The sequence below is a fragment of the Halomonas sp. TP35 genome (assembly GCF_052375975.1).
Taxonomy (GTDB): domain Bacteria; phylum Pseudomonadota; class Gammaproteobacteria; order Pseudomonadales; family Halomonadaceae; genus Vreelandella; species Vreelandella citrativorans.
Genome location: NZ_JBQSUZ010000002.1, coordinates 47,290 through 70,327, shown reverse-complemented (window position 1 = coordinate 70,327; position 23,038 = coordinate 47,290). Strand labels below are relative to the sequence as shown.

Annotated in this window: 18 protein-coding genes; 14 read left to right on the top strand and 4 right to left on the bottom strand. The window is 51.8% G+C overall.

Annotation, left to right across the window (positions count from 1 at the left end):
* The first annotated feature begins 15 nt into the window (after positions 1–15).
* Complete coding sequence (locus tag ACT3RU_RS03020) at positions 16–777, top strand: YciK family oxidoreductase (RefSeq protein WP_192526962.1); 762 nt, start codon at positions 16–18, stop codon at positions 775–777.
* Between the two features lie 100 nt (positions 778–877).
* Here ACT3RU_RS03020 and ACT3RU_RS03015 read toward each other — a convergent pair whose 3' ends face one another.
* Together ACT3RU_RS03015 and ubiG are read right to left on the bottom strand one after the other, a co-directional pair.
* A complete protein-coding gene (locus ACT3RU_RS03015; RefSeq protein WP_192526963.1) occupies positions 878–1,552 on the bottom strand; it encodes an HAD-IA family hydrolase in 675 nt (224 codons plus the stop codon).
* Positions 1,553–2,296, bottom strand: a complete 744-nt coding sequence (gene ubiG / locus ACT3RU_RS03010) for a bifunctional 2-polyprenyl-6-hydroxyphenol methylase/3-demethylubiquinol 3-O-methyltransferase UbiG (RefSeq protein WP_192526964.1) — start codon at positions 2,294–2,296, stop codon at positions 1,553–1,555.
* A gap of 204 nt (positions 2,297–2,500) precedes the next feature.
* On the opposite strand from ubiG, the gene ACT3RU_RS03005 reads away from it, so the two are divergent.
* The 5 genes from ACT3RU_RS03005 to msrA are packed head-to-tail and all read left to right on the top strand — an operon-like array spanning position 2,501 to position 11,458.
* Positions 2,501–3,793, top strand: coding sequence for a nucleotide sugar dehydrogenase (locus tag ACT3RU_RS03005; protein WP_192526965.1), 1,293 nt, complete (start codon positions 2,501–2,503; stop codon positions 3,791–3,793).
* Positions 3,794–3,802: 9 nt separating this feature from the next.
* Entirely contained in the window at positions 3,803–4,630 is an 828-nt protein-coding gene (locus tag ACT3RU_RS03000; RefSeq protein ID WP_192526966.1) for a hypothetical protein, read from the top strand.
* A 53-nt stretch (positions 4,631–4,683) separates the two neighbouring features.
* On the top strand, positions 4,684–6,537 hold the full coding sequence (gene tamA, locus ACT3RU_RS02995) for an autotransporter assembly complex protein TamA (protein WP_192526967.1): 1,854 nt from the start codon (positions 4,684–4,686) through the stop codon (positions 6,535–6,537).
* Positions 6,538–6,546: 9 nt separating this feature from the next.
* On the top strand, positions 6,547–10,875 hold the full coding sequence (gene tamB, locus ACT3RU_RS02990) for an autotransporter assembly complex protein TamB (protein WP_225733736.1): 4,329 nt from the start codon (positions 6,547–6,549) through the stop codon (positions 10,873–10,875).
* 1 nt (position 10,876) lies between these two features.
* Positions 10,877–11,458, top strand: a complete 582-nt coding sequence (gene msrA / locus ACT3RU_RS02985; RefSeq protein ID WP_192526968.1) for a peptide-methionine (S)-S-oxide reductase MsrA — start codon at positions 10,877–10,879, stop codon at positions 11,456–11,458.
* A 58-nt stretch (positions 11,459–11,516) separates the two neighbouring features.
* On the opposite strand, the gene can is transcribed toward msrA, so the two are convergent.
* Positions 11,517–12,164, bottom strand: a complete 648-nt coding sequence (can, locus tag ACT3RU_RS02980; protein ID WP_087105449.1) for a carbonate dehydratase — start codon at positions 12,162–12,164, stop codon at positions 11,517–11,519.
* 138 nt (positions 12,165–12,302) lie between these two features.
* On the opposite strand from can, the gene gorA reads away from it, so the two are divergent.
* The 4 genes from gorA (at position 12,303) to ACT3RU_RS02960 (ending at position 16,335) form a co-directional block, all read left to right on the top strand.
* Positions 12,303–13,685 (top strand): glutathione-disulfide reductase, encoded by a 1,383-nt coding sequence (gene gorA, locus ACT3RU_RS02975; protein ID WP_192526969.1) that lies wholly within the window; start codon positions 12,303–12,305, stop codon positions 13,683–13,685.
* Positions 13,686–13,932: 247 nt separating this feature from the next.
* Positions 13,933–14,511 carry a diaminobutyrate acetyltransferase gene (gene ectA / locus ACT3RU_RS02970; RefSeq protein WP_192526970.1) on the top strand — a complete coding sequence of 193 codons (579 nt, stop codon included), beginning with the start codon at positions 13,933–13,935 and terminating at the stop codon, positions 14,509–14,511.
* Between the two features lie 75 nt (positions 14,512–14,586).
* Positions 14,587–15,855 carry a diaminobutyrate--2-oxoglutarate transaminase gene (gene ectB / locus ACT3RU_RS02965; protein WP_192526971.1) on the top strand — a complete coding sequence of 423 codons (1,269 nt, stop codon included), beginning with the start codon at positions 14,587–14,589 and terminating at the stop codon, positions 15,853–15,855.
* Positions 15,856–15,939: 84 nt separating this feature from the next.
* Positions 15,940–16,335 (top strand): ectoine synthase, encoded by a 396-nt coding sequence (locus ACT3RU_RS02960; protein ID WP_087105445.1) that lies wholly within the window; start codon positions 15,940–15,942, stop codon positions 16,333–16,335.
* A gap of 100 nt (positions 16,336–16,435) precedes the next feature.
* Here ACT3RU_RS02960 and ACT3RU_RS02955 read toward each other — a convergent pair whose 3' ends face one another.
* The gene (locus ACT3RU_RS02955) at positions 16,436–18,466 is read right to left on the bottom strand and encodes an oxidoreductase (protein ID WP_192526972.1); all 2,031 of its coding nucleotides are present in this window, start codon (positions 18,464–18,466) and stop codon (positions 16,436–16,438) included.
* 143 nt (positions 18,467–18,609) lie between these two features.
* On the opposite strand from ACT3RU_RS02955, the gene ACT3RU_RS02950 reads away from it, so the two are divergent.
* From ACT3RU_RS02950 to ACT3RU_RS02935, 4 genes are all read left to right on the top strand, one after another.
* Positions 18,610–19,311, top strand: a complete 702-nt coding sequence (locus ACT3RU_RS02950; protein WP_087105443.1) for a TetR/AcrR family transcriptional regulator — start codon at positions 18,610–18,612, stop codon at positions 19,309–19,311.
* 335 nt (positions 19,312–19,646) lie between these two features.
* Positions 19,647–20,483 (top strand): ATP-dependent zinc protease family protein, encoded by an 837-nt coding sequence (locus tag ACT3RU_RS02945; RefSeq protein WP_192526973.1) that lies wholly within the window; start codon positions 19,647–19,649, stop codon positions 20,481–20,483.
* Positions 20,484–20,519: 36 nt separating this feature from the next.
* Positions 20,520–22,043: an inactive transglutaminase family protein gene (locus ACT3RU_RS02940; RefSeq protein WP_192526974.1), complete on the top strand. Its 1,524-nt coding sequence runs from the start codon at positions 20,520–20,522 to the stop codon at positions 22,041–22,043.
* Positions 22,040–23,038, top strand: coding sequence for an alpha-L-glutamate ligase-like protein (locus ACT3RU_RS02935; RefSeq protein WP_192526975.1), 999 nt, complete (start codon positions 22,040–22,042; stop codon positions 23,036–23,038). The genes ACT3RU_RS02940 and ACT3RU_RS02935 overlap by 4 nt, the downstream gene beginning before the upstream one ends.

Below are 23,038 nucleotides of genomic sequence, written 5' to 3'. Positions count from 1 at the left end.
TTTTCAGGAAGTGTCATGAGTTGCAAAATCGACTATCAAGCATTGCCGCATTTGCTTGAAAACCGTGTCGTATTGGTCACTGGAGCCGGCGATGGGATTGGTCGTGCGGCAGCGTTGCAGTATGCGCAACACGGTGCGACCGTTATCTTACTAGGCCGTACTATCGAAAAGTTGGAGCGGGTCTACGACGAAATTGAGGCGTTAGGCGGGCCACAGCCCGCTATTTTTCCGCTTAATTTTGAAGGCGCAACGCTTAGTGACTTCGATGACATGGCAAAAACACTCGATAAAGAGTTTGGTCGTTTGGATGGGCTTTTGCATAACGCTGGATTGTTGGGCCGGATTACTCCCTTTGAGCAATACGATGCTGAGCTATGGGAGCAGGTCATGCAGGTGAATATCAATGGCCCAGTATGGATGACTCAAGCGTTATTACCGTTGCTTAAGCAATCAGACGACGCCTCAATTATTTTCACCTCATCCAGTGTGGGACGAAAAGGGCGCGCGTATTGGGGGGCCTACTCGGTTTCCAAATTTGCCACCGAAGGGTTTGTTGAAGTGCTGGCCGACGAGCTTGAGCATCAAACCAATATCCGGGTGAATACCCTTAACCCGGGAGCTACCCGTACTCAAATGCGCCGAAGCGCCTACCCTGGCGAAGACCCTGCCACACTTCGGACGCCCAATGACATTATGCCGACCTATTTATGGCTAATGGGTCCCGATAGTACCGGCGTTAGCGGCCAAAAGTTTGATGCGCAGCCGCCGCGTGTTTGATTCTTGATTCTACCGTTAGGGCTTGAATGCAGCGCCTTTAGAAAGAGCCTTAACGCAAGGCCCTAACGGTGGTTATTACGCCAGCTGTGGTGATAGCTCACTACGCCGCATCATTAAAAGCGTTTAATGCGTCAACCAGCATTGAGCACTCTTCAAACCACAGGTCGGCGGGCCACTGCTGATAATCATCCTCTTCACTGATATAACCATATCCTACCGCAACGGCTGTCATGCCAGCGGCTTTCGCTGCTTGCATATCGCGTACGTGGTCGCCGACATACCAGCACTGTTCCGGCGCGACGCCCAAACGACGGGCCGCTTCCCACAAAGGTTCCGGGTCGGGCTTCTTAACACTCAGGTCATCGGCACACAGCAACGCACCTGGCTCCAGCGCTAATGCGGCTAGTAAAGGCTCGGTATAGCGGCGCGGCTTATTGGTGACAATCCCCCAGGGCCGTTGATTTCCGTGCCACTCAATAAGCCATTGGTCAAGCGGGATAAATACTTGGCTATGCACCGCTACGGCTTGTTCATAGGCATCGAGCAGAAACTGGCGGGCAGTATCATGGCCTGGGGCTTTGTGATCAAGATCCAACGCTAGGGTGACTAGCGCGCTCCCCCCATTGGAAACCTGACGACGTATCTTCTCGTAGGCCAGGGGCGCCAGCCCGTGGTGGGCGCGTAGGGCATTTGTTGCTTGAGCAAGATCGGGCGCGGTATCCACCAGGGTTCCGTCAAGATCAAACAGAATGGCAAGCGGTGGCGTCGTTGGCATCTATTGACTCACTTTGCGGCAATACATCATGTAGTTTACAGAGACATCGTCAGCCACTAAGCGGTAGCGACGAGTAAGAGGGTTGTAGGTCAGCCCTGTTTGCTCACGTACTTCCAGGCCCACTTGGCGGGACCATGCCGCCATTTCAGACGGACGAATAAATTTGGCATAGTCGTGGGTGCCGCGGGGCAGTAGCCTAAGGACATATTCGGCGCCTAATATCGCAAATGCGTAGGATTTTGGCGTACGGTTGAGCGTTGAAAAAAACACATAGCCGCCAGGGCGCACCAGCGTACAGCAGGCCCGAATCACTGAGGCGGGGTCAGGTACGTGCTCCAGCATTTCCATGCAGGTAACGACATCAAAATGTCCCGGGGTTTGAGCAGCCAACGCTTCAACACTAATATTTTGGTAGTCAACGGACACGCCGCTCTCTTCTGCATGCAGCCTGGCAACGCCAAGCGGCGCTTCGCCAAGATCAATGCCCGTTACCTTGGCACCACGATGTGCCATGGACTCACTCAGGATACCGCCCCCGCAGCCCACATCCAGCACCTGTTTTCCGGCTAAACCGGCGCGTGCGTCAATAAAATTAAGGCGCAGGGGGTTAATCTCATGTAGCGGCTTGAATTCACTCTTTGGGTCCCACCAGCGGCTAGCAAGTGCTTCAAATTTAGCAACTTCCGCTGCATCGACGTTGCCTTGGTAGCGATCAGCAGTGCTATCCTGAGGTGTCGCTTGCATGTGTTGACTCCCATCGTCAGTCAGCAATGGATAGTGTTTTCCTATCCAGCCTGGTTGTTAGCATCAAGTGCGAGTGGCATCCACTCAATCATTCAGTATTATGGACATTCTAACCACTCCCAGGTCAGAACGCATGAAAAGGACCATTGTATGAATCTTATGGCTATATTTTCTCGCTTTTCCGCCGTACAAGGAGTTCGGTAAATGCGAGTATTTCTTTACGGCAGTGAACTAAGTGCGGTGACAGCAGCGTCCGCATTAGCCTGGGTAGGTCATCAAGTAGAGTGGTTACCCCATCAGAGTGCGCCCTGGGCGGTTCTTTCGCAGGTGGATTGGCTGCGCAGTGAGCCGGAGCTAATGCCGCATATCCAGCAGGGATTGGCCGATGGCACGTTAGTACTGATTGATGATGTAGCACAAGCGTCTTCGGCGGATGTTGTCTGGCTTGCACTTTCGCCAAGCCAGCGTAACGACGCCAGCATACTGCTTCAACAGTCGGAACTATGTCTGCAGCAAGGTGCCGTTTTAATTAATAACTCTACGTTTCCGGTCGGCGAAACGGAGCGCTTGGATGATTTAATGAGAGGCCAGCATAGCAGCGTGGCCTTGCCGGATACGCTTGAAGAAGGGCGTGCCTGGGCGTCGTTTACTCGCCCCTCGCGTTGGCTGCTTGGATGTGATGATGCCCACGGAGAGCACGTTGCGCGCGAGCTTTTACGTGCGTTCAACCGCCGACAAGAAGTTTTCCAGCCCATGCCGCGCCGGGCTGCAGAGCTTACCAAGCTTGCCATCAATGGCATGCTGGCCACACGAATTAGCTACATGAATGAAATTGCCGGTTTAGCCGATACACTAGGCGTGGATGTTGAGCATGTTCGCCAAGGTATGGGGGCCGACACACGTATCGGTTTTGAGTATTTGTATCCCGGCTGTGGTTTTGGTGGCCCCAACTTTTCGCGGGACTTAATGCGCCTGGCAGATGTTCAGTCAAAAAGCGGTCGTTACTCCGCGTTGCTTGAACAGGTCATGGACATTAATGAGCAGAAAAAAGAGACACTGTTCCGTAAACTTTGGGCCCATTTCGAAGGCGAGTTAGCGGGTAAAACGATCGCTATATGGGGGGCTGCGTTCAAGCCTGGCACAGCACGTATTGACCATGCGCCGGTATTGACGCTTTTAGACGCTTTGTGGGCACAAGGTGTAAAGGTAAAACTGCATGATCCCGCCGCTACCAGTGCATTACATCAGCTTGTTGGACAGCGCGATGACCTTCAAACATTTGATCAAGACCCATATCAGGCATGTGAAGGTGCCGATGCGCTAATGCTGGTTACGGAGTGGAAGCCATACTGGAACCCAGACTGGCATCGACTTGCAGGGCTACTCAGCGCTAAGCTGGTGTTAGATGGCCGAAATATTTACGACCCTACATTTGTTGCCAACTGCGGCTTAAAGTACCGTGGTATTGGTCGTCGTGCTGACCCTACGTCTTTTTGAGAAAATGCCATGCCTAATCCGACGCCTTCCCAACGTATTGTTCCCGATGTAGGCCAAAGCTTAACGGCCCAGCATCTGCGCCATCGAAAAGGACCACTTGTATGGCCCTTATGGCTTGGAATGCTCTTGCTCTGTGCGCTACTCGCAGGCGCCGCTGTCGCGCTGTGGTTTGAACGCGAGCGTTTATTAACCGAACTCCACCGCGTCAGTGGCGAGGTCTCTAACGTTCATGCTCGGCTGGACTCAGGTGATACTGACGTGCAGGATACAATTGCGCTTGTGCAGGCTCAGATGACAACGCTGTTCCAGGAGCAGGAGCAGCTGTCTGTTGCGTTAATCAATACGCGTGAAGAGCTCTATGGTGCGCTGACAGATGACGAAGAGCGCCCATCCAATGAGATGATGACGTCGTTTAATCAGCGCCTTTCCCAGTACCAAGAGCAGGCTGCCTTACGTGATCGCCGCTTGGCAGCGTTTAGCACCTCCCTGGATGCGCTGGAACAGGCGGGCATATCCGGTCGGCAGAACCTTGTTGAAGAGGTTAATCATTTGGAGCAAACCACCGCTCAGCAGCTCACGTCACTGGAAGAGCAGGTCAATCAGTTAAACCAAACAGTAACAGGGCAGTTGGAAGAGCAAATCGCTGCTTTGAGCGAGCGCTTTAATCAATTGGACACTCAGCTAAATACGCTACAGTTAGACTCATCCTCTCCAAGTGATGAAATTGCAGCATTTGAAGAGCAGTGGACTCAGCGTTTATCTACCCTTGAAAGTGATATACGGCAAATTCGCCAGGCCCAACTCGCTTTTAGCGCCCAAATAGAAATGCTTAGATAGTAGTGGAACAGGCTATAACCGCCAACAAAAGAGTTTGTTAGGGAGTTTATTGTATGGGAAGACAGTGGCGTTGGCTTTCAGCTACTCGGATGGCTTGTTTGATTGCGCTCCCTCTGAGTTTTGCCTATGTTCCATCAGTTTTGGCGTTAACGGCGACCATCAACGGGATTGGAGGCGACGTTGAAGATAATATCAGTGCCTATTTAGAGAGCATTGATGCTGAACAATATACCCAAACTCGTTTAGAAGGTGAGATACGCAGCCGAACAAGAGTAGCGATGCGTGTCTATGGCTATTATGAACCCACCGTTGAGGTTGAAATTGAACCCGCGATTGTACTCAACATTGATCCAGGTCCTCGGGTCGAAATCCAGGACCTGTCGATTAACGTTACTGGCGATGCTAAAGATGACCCTCCCTTTAAAGATGCTCTGGATAGTTTTCCCTTAAAAGTAGGCGACCCGTTAGTTCAGCCGCCCTGGGATCAATTGCGTTCGCAATTTTCGGGGTTAGCCATTGAACGTGGCTACTTTGATTGGGCTTTTACCAAACGGCGTATGGAAGTGCGCCCTTATTTACGAAGTGCGCGCCTCTATATGGATTTTGATAGTGGCCCACGCTTTCGGTTTGGCGAAACCAATATCACAGGGAGCCACATTGTTCTTGATCGCCTGCATAACATGCAGACGTATGAGAATAACGATCCCTATCTCGCGGAGTCGCTTGCTACTTATACGCAGCGCTTGGTTGAAACCGGTTGGTTTAGATCCGTTTCGATTCGACCTCGTTTGACAACGGCCCAAGAGCTGGTTGTTGCGCCTCCTGAGGGCGGTGCTTCGCCTTGGTGGGAGTCAGCCACGGCTTCCCAGCCGAAGCGTCCGCGGATAAGTAGTGCGGCCCTGGCGAGCGTACTGACTATCAATAAAAATGACGATATTCGTTTGCCCATTGATGTGAATGTTGATCCTGCGAACCGCCACCAGTTTGAGGTGGGTATCGGTTATGCGACAGATGTAGGACCCCGTTTACGCTTTAGCTGGCACCAGCCATGGATTAATAGTTTAGGTCACAGCCTGAATCATGACCTTTATCTTTCCACGCCTGAACAGCGCTTTACCGGTGTGTACAACGTTCCCCTTGAAGACCCGCTCCGCGATAGCTATCGATTGCAATACGGGGTTCGCAATATTGATGATAGCGATACCCGGTCGATGCAAGGCTCTGTTGAGCTTGCTCGACGTTGGCAATTTGACAACGACTGGGTCCAGTCGGTGTATTTTCGAACAACGTATGAAGACTTTACTCAAGGGGGAGAGGCAGACAAAGTCTGGCTCTTTTATCCAGGCATCCAGTGGTCTCGAACGCGGACACGGCCACAGCGATTCCCTCTTTGGGGCGACCGTCAGCAGCTCTCGATTGAGTACTCCGACACAGTGTGGGGATCAGACGCCCAGTTTTTGCGTTTAACCGGTGATACCGAATTTATCCGCACTATCAACAACGATAATCGCTTTTTAGCACGGCTAAGCATTGGCGCTATCGAAACAGATGATTTCTCCAAGATTCCACCGTCATTGCGTTTCTTTGCAGGGGGCGATCGCAGCGTGCGCGGTTACTCCTATGAAACTTTGTCGCCACGTAACGCAGAGGGTCGCTTGCAGGGCGGGCGTCAAATGATTACCTCGAGCCTTGAATATCAGCGTCGTGTCAGGGGCGACTGGTGGGCGGCGACGTTCGTGGATACCGGTGATGCCTTCGATAACTGGGGTCCACACGATTTAAAAACCGGCGCTGGGGTGGGTGTCCGCTGGGTATCGCCGGTAGGGCCAATTCGCTTTGATGTAGCGCACCCCTTCGATAACGACGATGCATATCGTGCGCATTTCTCCATTGGCCCGGAATTCTAGGAGCACGCTTTGTCCCAGGTTGAATCTTCTACTTCTACGACGCGCCAGCAGTACTCAACTCGACACCGTGCATGGCTATTGATCTGGAGTCTGATACGGCTGGCCATTGTTCTGCCACTCTGGCTATTTGGGGTCGTTGCACTGCTTTTGGGTACGGCATTATCGCCTTGGGGGACTGATTTTTTATTCTCACAAGGGGAGAAGCGAGGATACTTTTCTTACGAGCAACAAGAAGGCGCGTTACTGGAACAATTTTCCTTAAAGGGATTTCATCTTGATCTAGGCAATCTAGCGGTCAGCATTGATGACCTTGAGCTTGCCTGGGGCGGTGACTGTCTCCTCTCTGGGCGACTCTGTCTGGATACATTGCACGTCGATGGGCTAAATGTGCGCTTACGTGCAGATGAAATACCTGATGAGCCACAAGCGTCAGACGAGCCCTTCAGACTGCATCTGCCATTTCCTATCGAGCTGCGCTCGGTTGTTGTCAATAATAGTAATGTGCAGCTTGCGGATGGTACGCGTATTCAATGGGCATCGTTTGAATCATCTGCCAGTGCCGCGTGGAGCAACGTTGATTTAGCGCCAACTCATCTTGATCAGCTGGCCATTTATTTACCGCCCTCAGCGGGTGTTCAGCTTACGCAGGGTGCTCAAACCTCGCTAGCGGCTGAGGGCATTGACGGCGCCATTGCCGTGGCCACGCCTCAAGAGGATGCCTTACCTCCCCCGTCACCCGAGCAACGCTTGGCTGACAGGGCGCGTATCGAGCTGCCCGAGATCGCTTTACCTGTCGATATTAGCGTGAGCGACCTGACAGCAACCGATACTCAGTTGACAGGTGCTTTTGAATACGCTGTCGAACGCTTGCAGTTAGCGGGTAGCACGAAGGAAAGTAAGGTAGATATCACATCTTTTGATGTGGTGACCAAGGATGTTGAAGCCACCCTTGTAGGCAATGTGGACTTAACCGGTAGTTATCCGCTGGAAGCGCAGTTAAATGCCGAGCTGTTTTTACCCGAACTTTATCCAGAATTAAGGGGGGAAAAACTGGCCCTTACGCTGTCCGGTCCGCTAAACAATCTACAGGCTGAGCTTAGTGCCTCAGAAGTGGTAACTGCATCACTTGCAGTAAGCGTAGATGCCTTAGCACCCGACGTACCTTTCCATGCGCGGCTGCAAAGCGACCGGTTGCAATGGCCTTTGGTAGAGGAAACGCCGCCAGCAGGCGAGAGTGCTCTTGAGCCTTATGTAATTGAAGCCGTTGACCTTACGGTAGAGGGTAGTCTTGAGGCTTACCGCACCGAGGTTAGCCTACGCGCGCAGGGTCCTCAGTTACCACCTACTCAGGTAACGCTTACTGGCGATGGAGACGTTGGTCATTTTCAGTGGCAGCCTTTAGTTCTGCAATTGGGGGAAAACTCGCTGCGAAGTGAAGGGCATGTCGATTGGTCAACACCCGATTTATCCTTCCAGGCGCGTTTGCAAAGTGAACGACTGCAATGGCCCTTGGTAGACGAGCCTTCGGCCGACGGCGTGCACGCTACTCAGCCGTATGTGGCTGAGGCGGTCGACCTAACGGTGGAGGGCAGTATGGAGGCTTACCATGCGAAGGTTAGTCTTGAGGCATATGGCCCTGAGTTGCCACGCGCTAGCGTTACTCTTACTGGCGACGGCGATGCTAATCATTTCCGTTGGGAGCCGCTGGTTCTTCAGGTAGAAGAAAGCAGGCTGCGTAGCGAAGGGCGTATCCACTGGGTGGCGCCGCTAACGGTCGATGCACAGGTCTGGTTGGATCAATTTAATCCCGGCAATTTTGTTGACCAAATGGAGGGTAGCTTAACCGGCGATATTGATCTCAACGTACGCCAGCTAGACGATGTATGGTCGGTTAGCGTGGCAAATATCGATATTGAAGGCAAGCTTCGCGATTATCCCTTGACCTTGCAGGCGGCGCTGGATGCTAACAGCAATCTGGAGATCGATATTCACCAACTTCAGTTCGCTCAGGGCAACAACCGGCTTCACGCGTCAGGCCAGCTAAGCGAGCAGGCAATGTCATTGAAGGCTGATATTGATCTGCGTGAACTCAATACGCTCTCGCCTGAGTTGGGCGGTACATTAACGGGCAACCTGCAGGCCGGAGGTAGTTTTGAGCAACCTACTCTTGTTGCCGACTTGTCAGGCAGTGATCTGCGCTTCACCGACAGCCTTGTGCAGCAACTCTCGCTTAACGCTAATGTGCAGGGGCTTGAGGATCCAAGGCTTGATGTTCAGCTAGGCTTGAAAGAGATTTTTGCAGGGGGGCAGGATCTTGAGGCCATTGACCTGAACCTAACCGGCCGACTTTCTCAGCACCAGCTTGAAGCGACCGTGCAAGGTCAACCAGAGAGTCCATTAAGCCGTGCGGTGGTGGCGTTGAATGGTCGCTTTGATCAACAGCGCCAAGTCTACCAGGGCCGTTTGACACCGCTGGAAATTGACTCCGAGGCGGGCACTATTCGCCTGGCGGAACCCTTGGACCTAAGCTATAACCTCGCCAATGGTCAAGCGCGTCTATCCGCGTTTTGTTTGCGCCGTGAGGAAGGCGGGCTGGTGTGCTCTGAAGAGCCGATTAATGCCTCGGCTAACCAGGGCCGTGCGGTGGTAAGTGTACGCGAAGTACCTATGGAAATGCTCGAGCCTTTCCTGCCCGAAGAGTGGACGTTTGAGGGTGATACAACGGCCGATATGGTTGTTGACTGGCGTCAAGGCGGAGCGCGCTGGCAGGCTGATGTAGAGCTGCTAAGCAATCTCGCCATTACCGCTGTTAACGATTATGGACAGCCGGTTCAGCTTCCTGCTATTGACCTCAATGTTCAGGTGCAGGCGAGTCAAGCGCAAGCGGACGCTAACATCGTACTCTCGTTTTCTGAGGCGGGAGAGCTAACCCTGAACCTTACCCTCGATGATCCAATGGGCCGAGGCACGCTAGATGGCGATTTGCGCGCGAATAAACTGTTGCTTGAACCTTATCTACCCATGGCTATCGGTTTAGACCGTCTTGAAGGCGAGTTTGATGGGCGAGTACTCATTGGCGGAACCACAAGCCAGCCCGATTTACAAGGTGCGTTAGCGTTGCGCAACCTGCATGTCCATGGGCCAGGTATCCCTGTTGACGTCCGTGATGGAGAACTTACGCTTTTATTTGATGGAGAACAGGGGAATATCAATGGGTTTGTGGAAGCCGAGAAAGGTCGGCTTAACATTACCGGCGACAGCTATTGGCCAGCGTTGGATGATTGGCGTATCGGTGTCGATCTTGAAGCAGTTCAGGAGCCAATTCTGCTGGTGCTGCCCCAATTTGGTCGTATAGAAGTCGCCCCGGATATTCGGGTGCGTGTTACACCCGAGCATTTACAGGTGCGCGGTAATGTTGATTTACCGTGGTCCCGGCTTGTTATTGGTGCCAGATCCTCGTCCGCTATTGAGCCAAGCCCTGATGAGGTCATCATTACTGAGCGCGACGATCGCATGGCAGAAGAGGCCGCGCTCAGGGCCGCGGCAAATGGGGGGATTAGCAATTCGGAGGAGCTAGGCCAAACGGGCATGATGCTTGATGTATTGATTGACCTGACGCTAGGTCGCGATATGCATATTTCCGCTTATGGTCTGGAATCCGATTTGGGCGGGACACTTCAAGTTCGCCAGAATAGCGGTGGACTTCAGCTCTTTGGGGATGTAAACCTGGTTGACGGGCGTTTCCAGGCCTTTGGGCAAGATTTGCTGGTTCGCCGTGGCCGACTACTGTTTAGTGGTCCACCATCGCTTCCCGCACTGGACTTTGAAGCAATACGTAATCCTGATAGAACAGAAGATAACGTTATTGCTGGGGTCCGCGTGACTGGAAGTGCTGTCGAGCCTAACGTAAGGATTTTCTCAGAGCCTTCCATGAGTGAAACACAAGCGCTTTCCTACTTACTGCGCGGGCGTAGTCAGGATTCCGGGGGGGGGATGGACAGCGCACTGACAACCGCGTTGATCGGAATGTCGCTAGGCCGTGTAGGGGGGGCTGTCGGCTCTATTGGTCAATCGTTTGGCATTGATGACCTGGCGCTGGATACAACCGGCGCCGGGGATGAAAGTCAGGTTGCCCTTAGCGGTCAGCTGACCGAAGACATTAGAATTAGCTATGGTGTGGGAATTTTCTCGCCCATTGCAGAACTAACCGTTCGCTATACGCTATGGCGTAACTTATACGTGCAGGCTGTATCGGGTACTAATCAGGCGATCGATTTGATTTATACTTTTACTCGCCGAGGCAACCCAGTGATTCAGCACGAAACGAATAGAGAGTGATATGACACGATTAACCGAGAACTATGTTCATACTATTAGCGGACACTCCCTACAAGCGCAGTATCCTGAGGGTTATCAGGAAATCGTTCTGGGAATGGGGTGCTTTTGGGGTGTCGAGCGGCTCTTTTGGCAGCAACCAGGCGTATACGTGACTGCCGCAGGCTATGCGGGTGGTCAAACGCCTGACCCCGATTATGATGCAGTCTGCTCGGGGCGGACCGGGCACGCTGAAGTGGTTCGCGTGGTGTATGACCCCAGCAAGACCGATATTGACGCCTTGCTCCAGATATTTTGGGAGCAGCACGACCCGACCCAAGGCAATCGGCAGGGAAATGACATAGGCTCGCAGTATCGTTCTGCTATCTATACAACCACCGATGAACAGCAGCAGGCGGCTGAGCAGAGTGCCAAAGCGTACCAAAAGGCGTTAGAGGCGGCAGGTAAAGGTACTGTTACCACCGAGATAAAGCCGCTGGATACTTTCTATTTTGCAGAAGCGTACCATCAGCAATATCTGGACAAAAACCCTAACGGATACTGTGGCTTAAAAGGGACAGGGGTAACATGCCCCATTGGCGGGTAGGTAACGCGGTATTAGCAGGCAAAGGCGACTATTGCGTCGGGCAATAGTCGCCTAGGGCTTAATCGGTTGGCTGCACTCGATCAATGCGGTAAAGCGTTTCTACCTGATCCAGCCCAGTGACGGTGCATTTAAGGTCTTTAACACGACCATCGCTTAAGCCGTAGACCCAGCCATGTACGGAAATATTCTGGCCGCTTTGCCAGGCACGTTGCAAAATTTTAGTGCGACATAAGCTTTTAACCTGTGCTTTAACATTAAGCTCACACATACGGTCAATTTGCTCATCCAACGGAAGGTGATCAAGCGAGTGGCGATGGTGGTTGTATTGCTCACGGACGGAGTGCAGCCAGTAATCAACGACACCGCACTCACCCCCCGTCACTGCCGCTCTAATACCGCCACAGCCGTAGTGCCCCACAATCATGATGTGGCTCACGTTAAGGACATCGACCGCATACTGCACAACAGAGAGCGCATTCATGTCGGTGTGATGTAAAAGGTTGGCGACATTGCGGTGAACAAACACTTCTCCTGGTGGCAATGAAATAATCTGATTAGCGGGAACCCGGCTATCAGAACAGCCTATCCATAAATAATCAGGATTTTGCTGATTAGACAGGCGCTTAAAATACTCGGGATCCTCTTCGCACATGCGTTCAGCCCAGGCACGATTATTTTCGAGGAGCGTCGCAATAGGGTCAGACATTGAGTCTCCGTATCGTTACATCGTCAGGTTAAGGCGAAATCAAGCAAGCGATGAAGGTTTTAACCCTCATCGCGACTAAGGTCAATAAGCATGTGCCGTCGGTTTCTTAACGCGCATGCCAATTTTTAGGAGCAAATAATGGTAGCCGATTCTGAGTATCAATATGACTTATTAGTGATTGGCGCAGGTTCAGGGGGCGTTCGCGCTGCACGCATGGCTGCAGCAACGGGTGCCAACGTCGCTATTGTGGAAGACCGCTATCTCGGGGGGACTTGTGTCAACGTAGGCTGCGTACCCAAGAAACTTTATGCCTATGCCGCACATTTTCATGACAGTTTTGATGACGCTGCAGGTTTTGGCTGGCAGCTATCTGAACCGGCCACCTTTGACTGGGCCACATTGCGAGACAATAAAACAAGTGAAATTAAGCGTTTAAACAATATTTACCAACGCATGCTGGAAGGGGCAGACGTCACTCTGCTTAGCGCTCGCGGTCGACTGGTCGATGCGCATACGGTGGCGTTAGAAGATGAAAACGGCGTTACTCACGTGAGCGCAAAAAAAATACTGTTGGCCACAGGTGGCTGGCCATGGGTGCCTGATTTCCCGGGTAATGAGCATGCGCTGGACTCTAACCAGGTGTTTGATCTGGATACATTTCCCAAGCGTTTTATGGTCTTGGGCGGCGGGTACATCGCCGTTGAGTTTGCGAGTATTTTTAATGGCCTGGGTAGCGAAACGCATTTGATTTATCGTGGCGATCTATTTTTGAAAGCCTTTGATCATGAAGTGCGTGAATTCACTCGTAAGGAAATGGATAAAAAAGGTGTCAATCTCCATTTCAACGCCAATATAGAGCGTATTGAAGCCATTGAGACCGGCTACAATGTTCATTTGACGACCGGCGAGACGTTAGAGGTAGACGCTGTACTGGCAGCAACAGGGCGTAAAGCCAATATTCAGGGCTTGGGCCTTGAAGAGCTGGGTATTCAGTTGGATGGCAACGGTAAAATTCCGGTTAACTCACATTATGAAACGCTGCTCCCGTCTGTGTTAGCGCTTGGAGATCTAACGGCTGGTCCAGAGCTCACCCCAGTGGCGCTGGCTGAAGCCATGCAGTTGGTGGATTATCATTTCAAAGACACCACACCGACACGGCTTGATTACACTACGGTGCCTACCGCGGTTTTTTGTCAGCCCAATATTGGCACGGTTGGCTTAAGCGAGGAGGGCGCCCGCCAAAAGTTTACTAACATTCGGGTTTACTCCACGGAGTTCCGGGCGATGAAGCACACCTTGTCGGGAAGCCAGGAGCGCACGTTGATGAAGCTTATTGTTGATGATGCAACGGATATTGTCGTCGGAGCGCACATGGTAGGCGAAGAGGCCGGGGAAATTATTCAAGGCATTGCCATCGCCGTTAGAGCTGGTCTTACCAAACAGGATTTTGATCTCACCGTTGGTATTCATCCAACCGGTGCTGAAGAGTTTGTCACCATGCGGACCGTTACTCGGCATTAACCTGCCAGCAGCTTCCTAACGTGCAGTACATCAAGCGAGCCAGTGGCTCGCTTTTTTAATATCAACGTTTTTTAAAAGTTGGACTAAACTCATATTTTTATTTAGCCAGTGGCGGTGTCAGTATTAAAAAACCAAGCTTAGTATAACCATAGGTTATGGAAAACGTGGTGGTGGATAATATGGCTTTTGAATTGCTAATAATCAGCTGTTATAATGATGATCAAATTCGCTACAGCGAAGCATAACCATGAATACGCCAATACAACCTTTTACCCCTTCATCTGAGCTCGCACGACCCACGGTTGCCGACGCGGTCGTTGGGTTTTCAGAAGCGCCTCTCTATATCCGAAAGCCAAATGCAGAGGACGGCTGGGGGATATACGAGCTGATAAAAGCGTGTCCTCCACTGGACGTTAACTCTGCTTACGCTTACTTGCTGTTAGCCACCCAATTTCGTGATACCTGCGCTGTTGCCACCAACGAAGAGAGCGAAATAGTTGGATTTGTATCTGGCTATGTAAAAGATAATGCCCCCGATACCTATTTCTTATGGCAAGTAGCCGTAGGTGAAAAAGCACGCGGCACAGGGCTTGCCCGCCGCCTTGTTGAAGCCATCCTTTCTCGTCCTGAACTCGCCGATGTTCACCACCTGGAAACCACTATTACACCTGACAACCTGGCTTCCTGGGGACTGTTTCGGCGTTTAGCCACTCGCTGGCATGCGCCGTTAAATAGCCGTGAATATTTCTCTACCGAACAGCTTGGTGGGGAGCATGACCCAGAGAACCTGGTTCGCATCGGCCCATTCCAAACTGATCACATCTGATTTTTCTTTTTCTATTCGTATTGCCACGATGTTCTCGACATCTCTCGGCTTAACGATGACACAAGGAGGTCGCCAATGAAGACCCAATCGCTTGAACGTATGGAATCTAATGTTCGTACCTATTCACGTTCATTTCCCGTTGTGTTTACTAAAGCGCAAAATGCTCGTTTAACCGACGAAACCGGTCGCGAATATATCGACTTTTTGGCGGGCGCCGGAACGCTCAATTACGGCCATAACAACCCGCATCTCAAGCAAGCCATGATTGACTACCTGTCTAGCGATGGTATTGTCCACGGTCTGGATATGTGGACGGCAGCTAAACGGGAATATCTCGAAACACTCGAAGAACTCATCTTTAAACCGCGTGGGCTGGATTATAAAGTTCATCTGCCTGGCCCGACCGGGACGAATGCAGTTGAAGCGGCTATTCGTTTGGCACGCGTAGCCAAAGGTCGCCACAATATTGTGACGTTCACTAACGGTTTCCACGGTGTGACCATGGGGGCGTTGGCCACCACCGGTAACCGTAAATTCCGTGAAGCAACCGGCGGCATTCCGACGCAAGGGGCAAGCTTTTTACCCTATGATGGCTATATGGGAGAGCATGCCGATACGCTTGATTACTTTGAAAAATTACTGGGCGACCAGTCAGGCGGCTTGGATATTCCCGCAGGGGTTATTGTTGAAACCGTGCAAGGCGAGGGCGGTATCAACGTAGCAGGCTTGGACTGGTTAAAACGGCTTGAAAGCATTTGCCGTGAACACGATATTTTACTCATCGTGGACGATATCCAGGCAGGCTGTGGCCGTACCGGTAAGTTTTTCAGTTTTGAGCATGCCGGCATCAAGCCGGATATCGTCACTAACTCGAAGTCACTGTCTGGCTTTGGTTTGCCCTTCGCTCATGTATTGATTCGTCCAGAGCTGGACATGTGGAAGCCTGGCCAATATAACGGCACCTTCCGTGGCTTTAACCTTGCCATGGTAACGGCGACTGCCGCGCTTAAAAAATACTGGGCAAACGATACGTTTGAGCGCGACGTACAACGCAAAGCCCGTATTGTTGAAGAGCGTTTCCAGAAGCTGGCGGCGCTGTTGACTGAAAATGGTATACCGGCTACCGAGCGCGGCCGCGGCCTGATGCGTGGTATTGACGTTGTTTCGGGTGACATCGCCGACAAGATTACCAGCGAAGCGTTTGCAAACGGCTTGATTATTGAGACAAGCGGCCAAGGCGGTGAAGTTGTTAAATGTCTCTGTCCATTAACGATTAGCGACGAAGATCTGCTTGAAGCGCTGGATATTTTGGAAGCGGCCGTCAACACGGTTATCAACGGATAACCTGACGTTACTTTGGGTAGTTAATGTACCTTAACGATAAACTCAACGGCTGGTATCGCCAGCCGTTCAGGCATGGAGCATATTATGATCGTCCGCAATCTTGAAGAAGCGCGTAAAACAGACCGACTGGTAACTGCTGAAAATGGTAACTGGGACAGTACCCGTTTGGTGCTTGCCGAGGATAATGCTGGTTTCTCTTTTCACATCACACGTATCTTCCCGGGTACAGAGACTCACATTCAGTATAAGCATCATTACGAAGCCGTTTTTTGCTATGAAGGCGAAGGTGAAGTCGAAACCCTAGCGGATGGCAAAATCTGGCCAATCAAAGCAGGCGATATCTATCTACTGGACAAGCATGACGAGCACCTGCTGCGCGGCAAAGAAAAAGGCATGACCGTGGCCTGTGTCTTTACACCGGCACTCAGTGGTAAGGAAGTGCATCGTGAAGATGGTTCTTATGCGCCGGCTGATGAGTAAGCCTTAGTTCTCCCGCGCTTATAAAAGCAGCCTTGCTAACGCAGGCTGCTTTTTAGTGCCTGTAGGATTAGACGACCAGGCAAAGCGCTAAGCCAGAATCCTACAGGTCTTTAACGATGCGCAGGGCATCATAAATCGCTGCGTGGGTATTTCGATGCGAAATGGCATCCCCAATCCTGAACAGCTGAAACGTTCCTTCGGTAGCGATAGGCTGCGGTGTGCCTACAATCAGGCTGTCATAGTTGACGGCCCCTTGGTTGCTCGACAGCGGCTTCAGCTCTTCGTAAAGATCGGCCATGGGTAACGTGCCGAAGTTGACGACTACCTGGTCTACGCGTCGCTGTTTGATGACATTGGTGTAATCACTGCTGACCGAGGCAACCAGTTCACTGCCGTCGCGCTTAATACCAGTCAGGCGGAAGGTTGGGGTGAACGTGGTATCCAGCATTTGTAGTGTACGCATATAAGGCACCAGGTTCATGGCCATGACCTCCGGCGCCAAGGCGCGGTCGGCTGTCATGTATTCGACCTTGCCGCCTGCTTTGGCAATAATCTCAGCCGCTTGCAGGGCGGTATGGTCGCCTGCATCATCATACACCAGTACGTTTCTGCCTGGCGTTACATGGCCAGAAAGCAAGTCCCAGCCGGTGACGGCCAGCTCGTTGCCCTCCTGAAGCGCCTCTTCATTAGGCTGCCCGCCCGTTGCCACAATGACCACATCCGGCGATTCGGTGAGCACTTCATCCTGTTCGGCAAAGACATTGAAGTGAAACGTGACACCCATGGCCTGACAGCGCTCAAAGCGCCAATCGATGATGCCCATCATTTCTCGACGGCGCTCGCTCTGTGCCGTTAAACGAATTTGCCCCCCGGGGGCATCTGCCGCTTCAAACACGACGACTTTGTGTCCGCGTTCGGCAGCCACGCGGGCGGCTTCCAGCCCGCCAGGGCCTGTGCCAACGACCACCACCTTACGTTTGGTATCGGCGGGAGGAATGGTATGGGGCATGGTGGTTTCACGTCCAGTCGCGGCGTTGTGAATACAGTACGCAGCGCCGCCCTGGTAAATGCGGTCCAGACAGTAATTGGCGCCCACGCAGGGGCGGATCTCTTCTTCACGGCCTTCGATGACCTTTTTCATTATGTGTGGATCGGCCATATGAGCACGAGTCATGCCGATCATATCGACCTTACCGGAGGCAATCGCATGACGGGCCGTCGCAACATCCTGAATTTTGGCTCCATGGAAGGTCGGGAAGTCGACCTCACGCTTAATGTCGCCCGCAAAATCCAGGTGTGGCGCGCTAGGCATGCCTTGGATAGGAATCACGTCCGTCAGACCGGGGTCGGTATCAATATGCCCTTTAACGACATTAAGGAAGTCCACCAAGCCGCTGTCTTTCAATCGGTGGGAAATGGCCATGCCATCACGGGCATCGAAGCCGCCGGGTAAGCACTCGTCACCGGTATAGCGCACGCCAAGTAAGAACTTCTCACCAACACGCTCACGGATGCTTTGGAGCACTTCAAAGGTAAACCGTAGCCGGTTATCCAGGCTGCCGCCATAAGGTGCATCAAGCACGTTGGTTAACGGTGACCAGAACTGATCCATCAGGTGGCCGTACGCCTGAATCTCCATGCCGTCCAGGCCTGCTGCGTACATGCGTTCGGCGGCGTCGGTGTAATCCTTGATTAATCGCTCAATATCCCAAAGTTCGGCTTTTTTAGGATAGGCGCGGTGGGACGCTTCCCGATGATTGGAGGCTGAAATCGTCGGTAGCCAGTCGCCTTTGTCCCACCTTGTTCGGCGGCCCAAGTGCGTTAGCTGAATCATTACCGCCGTGCCGTGTTCGTGGCACGCCTCGGTGAGGTCGCGCATCCACGGCACCACTTCATCTTTATACGCCAGAATATTGTTAAACACCGGCGGGCTGTCTCGGGAAACCGCCGCCGACCCAGCAGTCATGGTCAGGGCAATACCTGCCTTGGCACGTTCAACATGATAAGCCCGGTATAACTCTTTAGGCATGCCATCTTCGGGGTAGGCGGGTTCGTGAGAAGTCAGCATTACCCGATTTTTCAGCGTCAAATGTTTTAGTTGTAACGGCTGTAGCAAAGGGTCATTTTTCACGGTCGTCTTCTCTTGTTGTTTTGATGATTAACACAAGCTAGTCTTCTCTGTTCATAGTTGTCAATATAATTGACAGCTGTGTACATAAAGGTGACAGGCTTCCTGTATGATCGACTGCATCGCCATGGCAAAGAGAGCAATACGTGAAAAACGGACGCACCACGATTAACCAAACTGCTTGGATTGATGCTGCTTACGAGCTGCTGATTACCTCGGGAGTCAGTGCCGTCAAGATCGTACCGCTAGCAAAGAAGCTAAAAACATCACGAACCAGTTTTTACTGGCTATTTAAAGACCGCGAAGAGGTGCTTGCCGCGCTGCTGGAGCGGTGGGAGCGTCAAAACACCCAGGCTGTCATTGAGCAATCGGAGAAATATGCATCTTCCATCGTGGAAGCCACGCTCAATATCTTTGATTGTTGGTTTGACTCAGCGGTATTTGATTCTGAGTTCGAGTACGCCATTAGAAGTTGGAGCCTGCAAGATCAAGTGGTTGCTGAGCGCGTTAGCCAAGCCGATAGCCTGCGGCTACAAGCGCTGCAAGACATGTTTATTCGCTATGGCTATGACGTGCTGGAAGCTGATACCCGTGCACGCACGGTGTATTTGATTCAGATCGGCTATATCTCGATGCATACCCAAGAGACTCAGGATACTCGCATCGGCCGAGTGGCTCAGTACATCAATATTTTTACTGGGCAGATGTGTACCCATGCTGATCTTGAGCGGTTTGCTGCGCGGCATCAAGCGCGGTTTACGCCCGAAGAGATGGCGGCTCAACAGGAGATAACAGATGAAACCGACATTAACGCTCGGCATTATCGGGGGGAATGGCTGGCTGGGTAGTGCGCTGGGTCATTCAGTGTTGGCCAGTGGGAATCTGGGTTTGTCTTCAGCATAAATATCATCTCCGCGGTCGGAATCGGTCCAGGAGGAAGCAATCGGCATCTGATTATGTAAGAATGTGCACGTTAAAACGATTGGTACCCAAGAATCAGTATGTTAGGAGGAGGTAGTCCATCTTAATTGTTCTATGTGGAAATTAAGCACCTTGGTGTTCGCATAATATATATTATGTTAAATGGTAGGTTGGGTAGCTTCTAAAAAGTTAATACGGCGTTGGACAACCGGTCTAGCTTCTCCTTATTATTCCTTTTTAATTTTCAAGGATGTCTCTCGTTATGCGCCCAGGTGTTTTGTGGCTGATGGCTGGTTTATCACTTCTATTTTCTGGCTGCGCCCTTCAGCAACCAGATTCTAATGAGCCACCGTTGTTGAACGAGGTGTCATTCAATACTCGAATGCTCGAGCTACAGGATGCATTAGGGCAACAATGCAGTGCCAATGCTCAGCATCAGGCGCAACAACTCAGCCAACAGCAGGTGCTTACCGCTGATGTTCGTGAAGTGGGTAGCCTGCTACGCCTTTTACGCGGTGATATAAAGGAGCTTGAAGCTCGGGGTGACGAGCCCATCATTATCCGCGAAGAGTGTGAAGTGGATACCACGCTAGATATGAAAACCATGCTGGGACGTAGCGAATGGGTTGGCCTGCCGAGTGTAGGTACCTACTTAAAAGCACGCGTGGACTCCGGTGCAGAGACGTCGTCATTATCGGCCTCCGACATTACGCGCTTTGAGCGCGATGGCGAAGATTGGGTGCGCTTCAAGCTGGCACTGACTGAGGATGATAGTGTCGTGGAGTCATTGCGTAACGAGTGGATAGAGGCACCTGTTCAACGGCGTGTACGCATTGTTCAAGCGTCTGGTGAAGAGTCTCGCCCCGTTGTCTCTCTATTAATGACGCTCGGTCCTATTCGTGAAAACGTCGAATTTACGCTGAATGATCGTACCCACCTCGATTTCCCCGTATTGCTAGGCCGCCGTTTCTTAATGGATATTGCTATTGTTGATGTGGCGCAAACCTACTTACATGAGCGTCCAGAATTTCCCGGCGGTGACCCTGCTGAACAAGCCGCTGAAGATGAAGCGGTCGACCAAGACGATATCGAAGAGTAAAAGCTCCCCTGCCGCTTTTCGCTGAAAGGAATTTTAATGTCACGCCTTCCGTTTTATATCATTGTAGGTCTACTTCTTGTGGCAGGTATTGCCACCAGTGTGCATAGACATCTTCATTTTGAAATTCCTTGGGTACCAGGCGAGCAGCGTCAGGTATGGGAAATTGAGGCCGTTATCAATTTCAATGCCCAGAATGGCCCCGTAAAAGTGGATTTAGCGCTGCCCACCCAGCAGGCAGGCTTTCGTGTACTGACCGAAAATACCGCTTCTTCTGGCTATGGTTTAGCCTACCAGACGGATGATTTCGGGCGCCAAGCCGAGTGGACCATTCGGAATGCTGCTGGCAGCCAGCAGCTCTATTATTCGGTACAAATGCTGGTATCACCTGGTTCCCGCCCGCCGGTACAAGCACCGCCAGGGCTGGCGTCGAGCACGCCCTGGGAAAGTCCTTATGATTCAGCAGCTACCCAGCTAATTGATAGAGCGTGGGCCAGAAGTGCAAATAATGCGACCTTTGCGCGTGAGCTAATTCTTGATGTAAATGGTGAGCGTCAGGGTGAAAATGCCCGCTTACTGCTCACCCAGGAAACGCCGTCAGCACTCATCGTGCGCTTGCTAAATCAAGCGGGTGTACAAGCACGAGAAGTAAGCGGACTGCTACTGGAAGATGGGCGCCGGCGTCAACTATTAAGCAGTTGGATTCAGGTATTTGATGAGCCTGCAGAAAGCTGGAATATATTCGACCCTGCAACGGGCGAGGAAGGCCAGCCCGAGAACCTGCTGCTCTGGGAAACAAGTGGCCGGGCGGTGCTTGAAGTTCAAGGCGGTACAAACTCGCGGGTTAGCTTCTCTATGCTAACGCACCATCAGCCAGCGTCTGCTGCTGTGCGCAACCACTTTTCTGATGATACGCTGCTGAACTTCTCAATCCATAGCTTACCGCTTGAAGAACAAGCTCTTTTCCAAACGATTCTGCTGATTCCTATTGGCGCTTTGGTCGTTGTGTTTTTGCGTGTATTGGTCGGGGTGAAAACATCAGGCACGTTTATGCCTGTTCTGATCGCCCTCGCCTTTATACAAACCACCCTGCTGACGGGTTTGATTGGCTTCCTGCTGATCGTGGCTGTTGGCTTGGTTATTCGTAACTATCTGTCTTATTTGAATTTATTGTTGGTGGCGAGAGTATCGGCGGTCATCATAACGGTCATCGCGATTATCTCGATCTTTACCGTATTGGCTTACCGTATGGGTCTAAGCGCGGGGCTCACCGTCACCTTCTTCCCCATGATTATCCTGGCCTGGACGATTGAGCGGATGTCGATCCTCTGGGAAGAAGAAGGTCCAAAACAGGTCATTATTCAGGGAGGCGGCAGCTTGTTGACAGCCGTGCTCGCATATCTTGCCATGAACAACCCCTGGGTGCGCCACATTACCTTCAACTTCCTGGGTGTTCAGCTGATTTTGATGGCGCTCATTCTGATTTTGGGCAACTACACCGGGTACCGTTTGCTTGAGTTACGCCGCTTCAAGCCGATTACTGATGACGAGAAGCCGTCATGAGTTGGCTTAACAACTGGACATGGCCAAGCCGCCTACGCGACAAAGGCATTATCGGTATGAATCGGCGCAATATCCGCTATATCGGCCGCTACAATTCACGTCGTCTTTACCCGTTGGTGGATGATAAGCTCAAGACTAAACTTTTGGCGCAAGAGTATGGCATTACCACGCCAGAGCTTATTGGTACGGTAACCACGCAGTTTGGCGTTCAGCATATTGGCAATATGCTGGCAGGTCATAATGGTTTTGTTATCAAACCTGCCAAAGGCAGTGGCGGTAAGGGTATCCTGGTTATCGAAAAGGTAGTTGATAATCAGTTTGTTAAACCCAGCGGAGCACATTTAACGCTTGAGGCTGTAGAGCGTCATGTCTCTAATATTCTTTCAGGGCTTTACTCCTTGGGCGGCTCTCCGGATGTAGCCATCATTGAAACGCTGATTAATTTTGAAGAAAGTCTGATGGCGTATACCTACGAAGGCGTGCCGGATATTCGGGTCATCGTTTTTAAGGGTTACCCAGTCATGGCGATGATGCGCTTATCAACGGCGGCCTCCGACGGCAAAGCCAACCTGCACCAGGGAGCGGTCGGCGTTGGTTTGAATATTGCCACCGGAGAAGCCCTTCGCGGCGTGCAATTTGACCGCCCTTGCTTTAACCACCCGGATACCGGGCATGATCTGGCAAGCCTGGTGGTCCCTCAGTGGGATACCCTGCTAAACTTGGCGGCGGGTTGCTATGAAATGACCGGATTAGGCTATTTGGGAACCGATATGGTGCTGGACAGGCAGCATGGGCCCATGTTGCTTGAGCTGAATGCACGGCCGGGCCTTGCGATTCAAATGACCAACGGAGAGGGTTTGCGTCGCCGGCTTGATCTCATCGAGCGTCAGCAAGAAGGGGTGTCAGTTGCCGAGCGTGTAGCCTTTGCTCAGCACCACTTTGCTCGCAAGAGTGAGCTAACAGAAAGCCCTGACACAACTATCGCAAGCGCGTAG

Excerpts from the sequence above, each read along its gene's own strand:
- ACT3RU_RS03020 (WP_192526962.1), top strand. The coding sequence starts at position 16 with ATGAGTTGCAAAATCGACTATCAAGCATTGCCGCATTTGCTTGAAAAC.
- ACT3RU_RS03015 (WP_192526963.1), bottom strand. The coding sequence starts at position 1,552 with ATGCCAACGACGCCACCGCTTGCCATTCTGTTTGATCTTGACGGAACC.
- ubiG (WP_192526964.1), bottom strand. The coding sequence starts at position 2,296 with ATGCAAGCGACACCTCAGGATAGCACTGCTGATCGCTACCAAGGCAAC.
- ACT3RU_RS03005 (WP_192526965.1), top strand. The coding sequence starts at position 2,501 with ATGCGAGTATTTCTTTACGGCAGTGAACTAAGTGCGGTGACAGCAGCG.
- ACT3RU_RS03000 (WP_192526966.1), top strand. The coding sequence starts at position 3,803 with ATGCCTAATCCGACGCCTTCCCAACGTATTGTTCCCGATGTAGGCCAA.
- tamA (WP_192526967.1), top strand. The coding sequence starts at position 4,684 with ATGGGAAGACAGTGGCGTTGGCTTTCAGCTACTCGGATGGCTTGTTTG.
- msrA (WP_192526968.1), top strand. The coding sequence starts at position 10,877 with ATGACACGATTAACCGAGAACTATGTTCATACTATTAGCGGACACTCC.
- can (WP_087105449.1), bottom strand. The coding sequence starts at position 12,164 with ATGTCTGACCCTATTGCGACGCTCCTCGAAAATAATCGTGCCTGGGCT.
- gorA (WP_192526969.1), top strand. The coding sequence starts at position 12,303 with ATGGTAGCCGATTCTGAGTATCAATATGACTTATTAGTGATTGGCGCA.
- ectA (WP_192526970.1), top strand. The coding sequence starts at position 13,933 with ATGAATACGCCAATACAACCTTTTACCCCTTCATCTGAGCTCGCACGA.
- ectB (WP_192526971.1), top strand. The coding sequence starts at position 14,587 with ATGAAGACCCAATCGCTTGAACGTATGGAATCTAATGTTCGTACCTAT.
- ACT3RU_RS02960 (WP_087105445.1), top strand. The coding sequence starts at position 15,940 with ATGATCGTCCGCAATCTTGAAGAAGCGCGTAAAACAGACCGACTGGTA.
- ACT3RU_RS02945 (WP_192526973.1), top strand. The coding sequence starts at position 19,647 with ATGCGCCCAGGTGTTTTGTGGCTGATGGCTGGTTTATCACTTCTATTT.
- ACT3RU_RS02940 (WP_192526974.1), top strand. The coding sequence starts at position 20,520 with ATGTCACGCCTTCCGTTTTATATCATTGTAGGTCTACTTCTTGTGGCA.
- ACT3RU_RS02935 (WP_192526975.1), top strand. The coding sequence starts at position 22,040 with ATGAGTTGGCTTAACAACTGGACATGGCCAAGCCGCCTACGCGACAAA.